Below are 7,018 nucleotides of genomic sequence, written 5' to 3'. Positions count from 1 at the left end.
ATCGCGGACCACGCGCACCTTGACGATCTGCGAGGCCTCGCCGGCGGCGAAGCTCACCACGCCGCCGGGCAGGACGCCGTTCTGGAAATCTGCCGCGCTGGCCGCATTCGCACCGCTGCCTTCCACCGACCAGGCGACCTGGCTGGCGCCCGAAAGGTCACCGCTGCGTGTCACCTCATAGCTGAAGACGCTGACCCCAGTCCCCGTGCCCTCATTCAGGTCGCCAACCAGCGTCGCGATCGACACGCTCGGCAGCGGGGCCGTGTCGTCGTTGCGGATGGTCCCTGTCGCACGGCCCTGGGCAATTGAGACGCCGTCCGAGCCCCCGGATAGGGAGATCTCGAAGGTCTCGTCGGCTTCCTCCCGGGAGTCACGTGAGACGTTGAACGTCACGATTTTCGTTACTTCTCCGGCAGCAAATGTAATCGAACCATATGGCAATATGCCGCCGATAAAGTCGATGTGATCCGCAGCGTGATCGCCGACGCTGTCGACGGCCCAAGAGACAGAAGTCTCGACCGATAGATCCCCGCTCCGTGTAACCTGGAATTCGAAGGCCGTTACGCCGGTGCCGGATCCCTCGACCGTGTCAGCGGATAACGGCGAGATGGACAGGAAGGTCGAGACCAAGTCCACCACCCCATCGGCGAACTTGATGCGCTCGATCTCCACCAGATAATCGTTGACCCCGGGGCCGACCACAGTATGGAAGTCCGTCGAACCACCGCTGACCGCGATCGTATAGGCTGATGCGGGTCCCAGATACACAGCGGTATCGATGCCGTAACCGCCCGCGATCAGGTTATTTCCAGGACCGGCGAAAAGCGTGTCCGCGCCATCGTTGCCAACCAACGTGTCATTGCCCACCCCACCGACCAGGCTGTCATCGCCTTCCAGGCCGACGATCGAATCCGCGCCATTTCCACCGGTCAGAGTATCGTTGCCGGCCGTCCCCACAATGTCGGTCATCGAGCCTACCCTTCGCTGCGGCTGACCGGCAGGAATATTAACCGATACCGGAATATCAGCCCACAATTTCAATGGAAGTAAGGCTATGCGGGCTCGGTTACGCCGGGTAGATGCTTCCTGACGTTTTCGGTTACTTATCGTTAATAATTCATCTAAGGTTCTGGGCTTTCGCCTAATCGCTGGGACTTGAGAAGTGAGCATGCTTCGGTACGAGGCATGCTGTTCAGGCCTTCTCGATCTCTAGCCCGTCGTCTAGCGGCTGCGGGAGGCTATGGCCCTCGGCAGAGTGGCTGAGCCTATGCTGATTGCCGACATCGCCTGCATCCAAGGGCAGCAGACGTCACTCTGCGTGCTCATCTGAGGCGCTGGCCCTTCACGTAGGCCGGCACCCGGTACGCGCCTTTCTGAAACAGTCGCAAGAACCCGCCGCAGCGCCGCTGCCGGCGGGTTTTCCGCGTCCCTCATCTGCAACGCCCTGGAGGTGACCCCGTGCTGGGCTTCCGCGAGATCCCCGCGAGCAACCGCTCGACCCTGTTCTTCGCCGAGCTGGACAATTCGCGCGCCAATTCCGGCAGCGCCGGCGCGCTGCGCAGCCTGATCATCGGCCAGCAGCTCTCGACCGGCGACCTGCCGCCCGGTGTGCCGGCGCTGCTGGAGAGCCTCGACTGGCTGCGCGGCCGCGCCGGCCGCGGCTCCATGCTGGCGCTGATGGCCGAGGCCTATCGCCGCCGCGACCGGACCGGAGAGGCGCATGTCCTGCCGCTGGCCGATGCCGGCGCCGGGGCCGCCGCGACCGGCACCTTCACCATCGGCACCGTGCCGACCGCCAATGGCACGGACTACGCCTATATCGGCGACCGCCGCGTCGCCGTGGGCCTGTCCAGCACGATGACCGCCGCCACGGCGGCGGCCGCCTATGTCGCCGCCATCAATGCCGACACCAGTCTGCCAGTGATCGCCGCCAATGCCGACGGCGTCGTCACATGCACCGCTCGCAACAAGGGCTTGGCCGGCAATGACATCGCGCTCGGCCGCAACCTGCTGGGCTCCGCCGGCGGCGAGGTGCCGCCGGCTGGCCTGGCGGTGACCGTCGCCGGCATGTCCGGCGGCACCACCAATCCGGACCTGGCCGCCGCGCTAGCCAGGCTCGGCGCCGAGGATTTCGAGGTCTACGCCATGCCCTATACGGACATGGCCAGCCTCAATGCCCTTCAGGCGCATCTCGAGGAACGTTGGTCCTGGGACAAGATGCTCTATGGCGGTGCCTTCACCGGCTTTCGCGGCACGCTGAGCGCCAGCACCACCTTCGGGCAGGGCCGCAATGACCAGCACATGGTCTGCCTGCCGGCCGATAGCTCGCCCAGCCCGCCCTGGATCTGGGCCGCCAATCTCGCCGGCGCCTGCGCCACCAGCCTCCGCGCCGATCCCGGCCTGCCGCTGCATGGCCTGCCCCTGGATGTCATGGCGCCGCCGCGCGACAAGCGTTGGGGCATCGGCGACCGCAACATCCTGCTGAACAACGGGCTCGGCGCCTTCACGGTCGGCGCCGATGGCCGGGTCATCACCGACACGCTGGTCACCACCTATCGCCTGAATCCGCAGGGCGCGCCCGACGACAGCTACCTCTACCCGGAGACGCTGTATCTCCTGGCCGCCGCCATCCGCCGGCTGCGCAACTACGTCACCAGCACCTTTGGGCGCTTCAAGCTGGCCTCGGAGGGCACGCGCTTCCGGCCCGGCGCGCGTATCGTCACCACGGGCGTGATCCACGACGGCATTTTGGCCGAGTACCGGCGCATGGAGGCGGAGGGGCTGGTGCAGGACTACCAGGCCTTCGCGGCCGAGCTGATCGTCGAGCGCAATGCCTCCAACCGCTGCCGCGTCGATGGGCTGCTGCCGATCATCCCGATCGACCAGTTCCGCCAATTCGCCGGCCTGGTGCAGTTCCGCAAATCCGAAGGGGTGAACTGAGATGGCGCTGCAACCCGGTGCCCTGGCGGGCACCTCCTACCTCTATATCGACGGCGTCGAATACGACGTGGTCGACAGCGTCGGCTGGCAATCCGCCCGCTCCGTCAAGGAGACGATGGTCGGCCAGAACGGTGTGCACGGCTTCAGCGTCAAGCCGGTGGCGCCCTACATCAAGGCCAAGATCCGCGACAACTCTGGCACCCGAGTGGCCGACTTCGAGGCGATGGAGAGCGTCTCCGTCTCGCTCGAGCTGATCAGTGGCAAGCGCATCACCGGCAACGGCATGTGGTGCGTGAACGTCGTCGAGGTGAATGCCGACGACGCGACCTTCGAGGTGCGCTTCGAAGGGCCGGATGTGCAGGAGAGCTGAGCATGGATGATCTGGACGAGGACGTGATCGAGGAGATCCCGCCGCGGGTGATCCGCTTTCCGCCGGTGGAATACAATGGCACCACGGTGACCGAAATCACGCTGCAGCCGCTGACCATCGAGATGATCATGGCGGCGCAAAAGCAGGGCCATGAGATCGCCCAGGCCGCGCATCTGATCCAGCGCAGCGCCGGCATCGCGCCGCAGCTGGTGACCAAACTCTCGCCCAAGGTGCTGGAGGTGGCCAGCCGGTATTTTGGCCGTTTTTTGCCCACCGACCCGCCGGCGGCTGGGGCCGCGCCGCCGCCCGCGTGACGCTCGCCTACGGCTTTGGGCCCCGGGATGCCTTCGCGATGACGCCGATGGAGCTGCTCTGGTGGGACCGCCAGGCGGCCGCCCTCGGCCGCAGGAACTGACATGTCCGGGACAACCTCCGCCGGCGCGCTGAGCGTCACCATCGGCGCCGTCGATCGCCTCTCGGCGCCGCTCGCCCGCATGAACAGTGGCGCGCTGCGGCTTGCCGCCGGCATCGGCCGCCTCAGCAACGCCACCCGCACCTCCACGGGCCTCGACCGCCTTTCACGCCTCGCCGGCTCTGCCGCGCGCAGCATGGCGCTGATCGTGCCCTCGCTCTCCGCCCTGACCGCCGCGGGGTCCATCGCCGGGGTGCTGCGCCTGGCCTCCGGCTGGGCAAGCCTTGGCGCCCAACTCACCCGGACCGCTTATCGGGTGCAGAGCACCGCCTCCGCGCTCTTCGCCATGCGCGGCGCCGCCCAGCTGGCGGGCTCCTCCGCCGAGGACCTGACCCAGGGCCTCGAGGGTCTCGGCGATGCCCTGTCGGATGCCGTGGGCGGCCGGGATGACACCGCCGTCCAGTACTTCCGCCTTCTCGGCATCAACCTGCGCGACGCCAGCGGCCAGGCCCGCACGGCGTCGGAGGTACTGCCGGAGGTCGCCGACGGCATCGCCCGCATCGCCGATCCGCGGCTACAGGCCCGCGTCCTGGGGGCGCTGCGCCTGCCGGCCGGGCTGCTGCCCTATCTCCGCCAGGGCGCGGCCGGCATGCGGGAGTATGAGCGCGAGGCGCGCCGCGCCGGCGCCATTTCGGAGGAGGGTGCCGAGGCAGCCCGCCAGTTCGAGCTGGCGCAGATCCGGCTGAACCTGGCCGGGCAGGGGCTCGCGAACACCCTGGCCGCCCGGCTGGCCCCGGTGCTGGTCCCGCTGCTCGACCGCCTGTCGAACTGGCTGATCACCCAGGGGCCGCGCCTCGGCGCCATCGTCGAGGACCTCGCCGGGCGCTTCACCGCATGGGTCGATGGCGGCGGGCTGACGCGCCTGGGCGAACGGCTGGACGCGGTCGGCACGGGCGTCTCCACCGTCATCGGCTGGATGGGCGGCATGGAGAACGCCGCGACACTGCTGGGCGTGGCCTTGCTGGCGCATGTGCTGAGCCCGCTGACCCGCATCGTCACCGCGCTGACCAGCATCACCGCCTTTCGCCTGGCGCCCTGGATGCTGCGGCTGCTCGGCCTGGGCGGCACCGGTGGCCTCGCCGCCGGCGCCTATATCCTGCGGCCGACCCCGCTGGATATGGGCGCGCGGGAGGAGCTGGAGCGCCTGCGCCGCGACCCGGAGGCGCTGCGGCGGGAGCTGGAGCCGGCGCCGCCGCGCCCGGCCGGCATCCCCTCGCTGGAGGCGCGCCTTGGGACCTTCTTTCGGCAGCGCTGGGCGCCCTCTCTGCCGGCGCCGCCCGCGCGGCCGGGCAACCCCAGCGAGCCGCGAGGCGTCCGCAACAACAACCCGCTGAACCTGATGTTCCATCCGGCGCAGCAGGCCGCCAATCCCGGCCTGGCCTCCGATGGCCGCTTTGGGGTCTATCCCAGCATGGAGGCGGGCATCGCCCAGGCGGTGCGGCAGATGCAGCTGAACGCCCAGCGCGGCGACGACACGCTGGCGCGGATGATCACCCGCTGGGCACCGCCCGGGGAGAACAACACCGCCGCCTATATCGCCGCCGTCTCCCGCGCCACCGGGATCGCGCCGAACGAGACGCTCGACGTTCGGGATGCCGCACTGGTGCAGCGCCTGGTCGCCGCCATGGCGGTGCAGGAGAACGGGCGATCGCTGGATCCCGGGGTGGTGGAACGCGGCGTGGCCCTTGGTCTGGCCCCGCCGGGCGCGCCCGCGCCACCGCCCCCCGCCGCGGCGACCCAGCCCGGCGCCACGCAGGCGGGACCCGCGCGGCAGGCAGGGCGGCAGGAGGTGGATGTTCGCGTCACGCTCGCCGGTCCCGGCACCGAGGGCGCGACCATCCGCACCCGCACGCCGGATGGCGTGCGGATCGAGCGGCCCGGGATGGGGGCGGGACCATGAGCGGCACCGTGCCCTATCGCCCCGCCGCCTGGCGCGGGGTGTCCTTCGAGGTCTGGAACATGGAGGGCGCCTTCGGCCGCGCCACCACGATCCACGAATATCCCTTTCGGGATTCCGTCTGGGTCGAGGACACCGGCCGCGCCACCCGCCGCCTCGGCCTGATCGGCTTTCGGGTCGGCGATGACGTGGCGGCACTGGAGCTCGAGATAATCGAGGCGGCGGAGGCAGAGGGGCCGGGGGAGTTGCTGCATCCGACGCTGGGCCTGCTTAAGGCCAGCCTGGTCGAATTCCACACCCGCATCCGCCACGACCTCGGCCGGGTGGTCGAGCTGCATTTCCTGTTCGTCGAGGATGGCAGCCGGCGCTTTCCCGACAGCGCCGAGGATGTGGGCGGGCGCATCGGCGCCCTGGCGGACGCCCTGGATGGCGCATCCGGCCAGAGTTTTCTGGAGCGCGCCGGCGCCGCCCTGACACAGGGCGCGGCCGTGGTGCGCAGCGTGCAGCGGACGGTGGCCGACTACACTGCCCAGGCCAACCAGCTGATGGGGGATGCGCGGGTGGTGATGAACGCGGTGGGGATGGTGGCGCCGGGGCTGAACCGCAGCTTTGGGCGTTTCGCCGCCGGCTACCGCCAGGCCCTGGCGCCGCTGAACACGGCGAACGGGGCCGTGACGCGGGGCCTTGGCGGCGTCGCAGCGGCACGGCGTGGGGCCGCCCGCGCCTCCGGCCTGGTCTCGAGCCTGGCGGCGCGGCTGTGAGCACCTTGTCGGAGCTCGCCGTGGCCACCCAGGCCCTGGCGGAGGCGATCCGCGGCCTGTCGCCGGACCCGGCCGATGCCTTGCGCCTGCTGGCGCCCCTGGCGGCGCTACAGCCGGCCGAGGCGACGGCGGGGGATGTGGTGGGGCTGGCGCAGGCGGCCGGCCAGGCGGCCGCTGCGGCGCTCTGCCGACGGGCTGCGCTGACATCCCTGGCCCGCGCCACCACCGAGGCCAGCCCGCCCTCCTATGACGCCGCCGTGGCGCTGCGCGACCAGGTCTGCGGGCTGCTGGCGGCGGAGGAGGTGGTGGCGGCCGATGCCGGGGAGGATGCGACGGCGCTGGCGCTGCGCGACCTGCGCGCCGCCGTGGCGGAGGTTCTGACGCGGCGCGCGGCGGACCTGGCGCGGCTGCGGACAGTGACCGTGCCGGAGCCGCTGCCGGCCTTGGTGCATGCCTACCGGCTCTACGAGGATCTCAGCCGCGCGGATGAGGTCAGCCTGCAGGCGGATACGGAAGACCCAAACTTCATCGGCGAGACGTTCAGGGTGCTGGGAGCGTAGCTTTCGAGGGGTACCGGC

7 protein-coding genes are annotated in these 7,018 nt (G+C 69.9%); 6 read left to right on the top strand and 1 reads right to left on the bottom strand.

The features are described 5' to 3' along the window. The coding region (locus ACVFYP_RS19725; RefSeq protein WP_499201911.1) for a Calx-beta domain-containing protein at positions 1-969 on the bottom strand (969 nt) is incomplete at its 3' end. A 489-nt stretch (positions 970-1,458) separates the two neighbouring features. Between ACVFYP_RS19725 and ACVFYP_RS19720 the strand changes: the two genes are divergently transcribed. From ACVFYP_RS19720 to ACVFYP_RS19695, 6 genes are all read left to right on the top strand, one after another. Beyond that, on the top strand, positions 1,459-2,940 hold the full coding sequence (locus ACVFYP_RS19720; RefSeq protein WP_499201910.1) for a phage tail sheath subtilisin-like domain-containing protein: 1,482 nt from the start codon (positions 1,459-1,461) through the stop codon (positions 2,938-2,940). A gap of 1 nt (position 2,941) precedes the next feature. Beyond that, positions 2,942-3,310 (top strand): phage tail tube protein, encoded by a 369-nt coding sequence (locus ACVFYP_RS19715; protein ID WP_499201909.1) that lies wholly within the window; start codon positions 2,942-2,944, stop codon positions 3,308-3,310. Between the two features lie 2 nt (positions 3,311-3,312). Continuing rightward, positions 3,313-3,624, top strand: a complete 312-nt coding sequence (locus ACVFYP_RS19710; protein WP_499201908.1) for a phage tail assembly protein — start codon at positions 3,313-3,315, stop codon at positions 3,622-3,624. A gap of 102 nt (positions 3,625-3,726) precedes the next feature. Then, entirely contained in the window at positions 3,727-5,682 is a 1,956-nt protein-coding gene (locus tag ACVFYP_RS19705; protein WP_499201907.1) for a hypothetical protein, read from the top strand. After that, complete coding sequence (locus ACVFYP_RS19700; protein ID WP_499201906.1) at positions 5,679-6,440, top strand: DNA circularization N-terminal domain-containing protein; 762 nt, start codon at positions 5,679-5,681, stop codon at positions 6,438-6,440. Before ACVFYP_RS19705 ends, ACVFYP_RS19700 begins: the two co-directional genes overlap by 4 nt. Beyond that, the gene (locus tag ACVFYP_RS19695) at positions 6,437-7,000 is read left to right on the top strand and encodes a hypothetical protein (protein WP_499201905.1); all 564 of its coding nucleotides are present in this window, start codon (positions 6,437-6,439) and stop codon (positions 6,998-7,000) included. Before ACVFYP_RS19700 ends, ACVFYP_RS19695 begins: the two co-directional genes overlap by 4 nt. Positions 7,001-7,018 lie beyond the last annotated feature (18 nt).

The sequence above is a fragment of the Roseomonas sp. F4 genome (assembly GCF_053891155.1).
The sequence above is the reverse complement of the archived record's forward strand: the minus strand, read 5'-3'. Positions and strand labels throughout refer to the sequence as shown.

Coding starts and splice junctions, on each gene's coding strand:
- ACVFYP_RS19715 (WP_499201909.1), top strand. CDS start 2,942: ATGGCGCTGCAACCCGGTGCCCTGGCGGGCACCTCCTACCTCTATATC.
- ACVFYP_RS19710 (WP_499201908.1), top strand. CDS start 3,313: ATGGATGATCTGGACGAGGACGTGATCGAGGAGATCCCGCCGCGGGTG.
- ACVFYP_RS19705 (WP_499201907.1), top strand. CDS start 3,727: ATGTCCGGGACAACCTCCGCCGGCGCGCTGAGCGTCACCATCGGCGCC.
- ACVFYP_RS19700 (WP_499201906.1), top strand. CDS start 5,679: ATGAGCGGCACCGTGCCCTATCGCCCCGCCGCCTGGCGCGGGGTGTCC.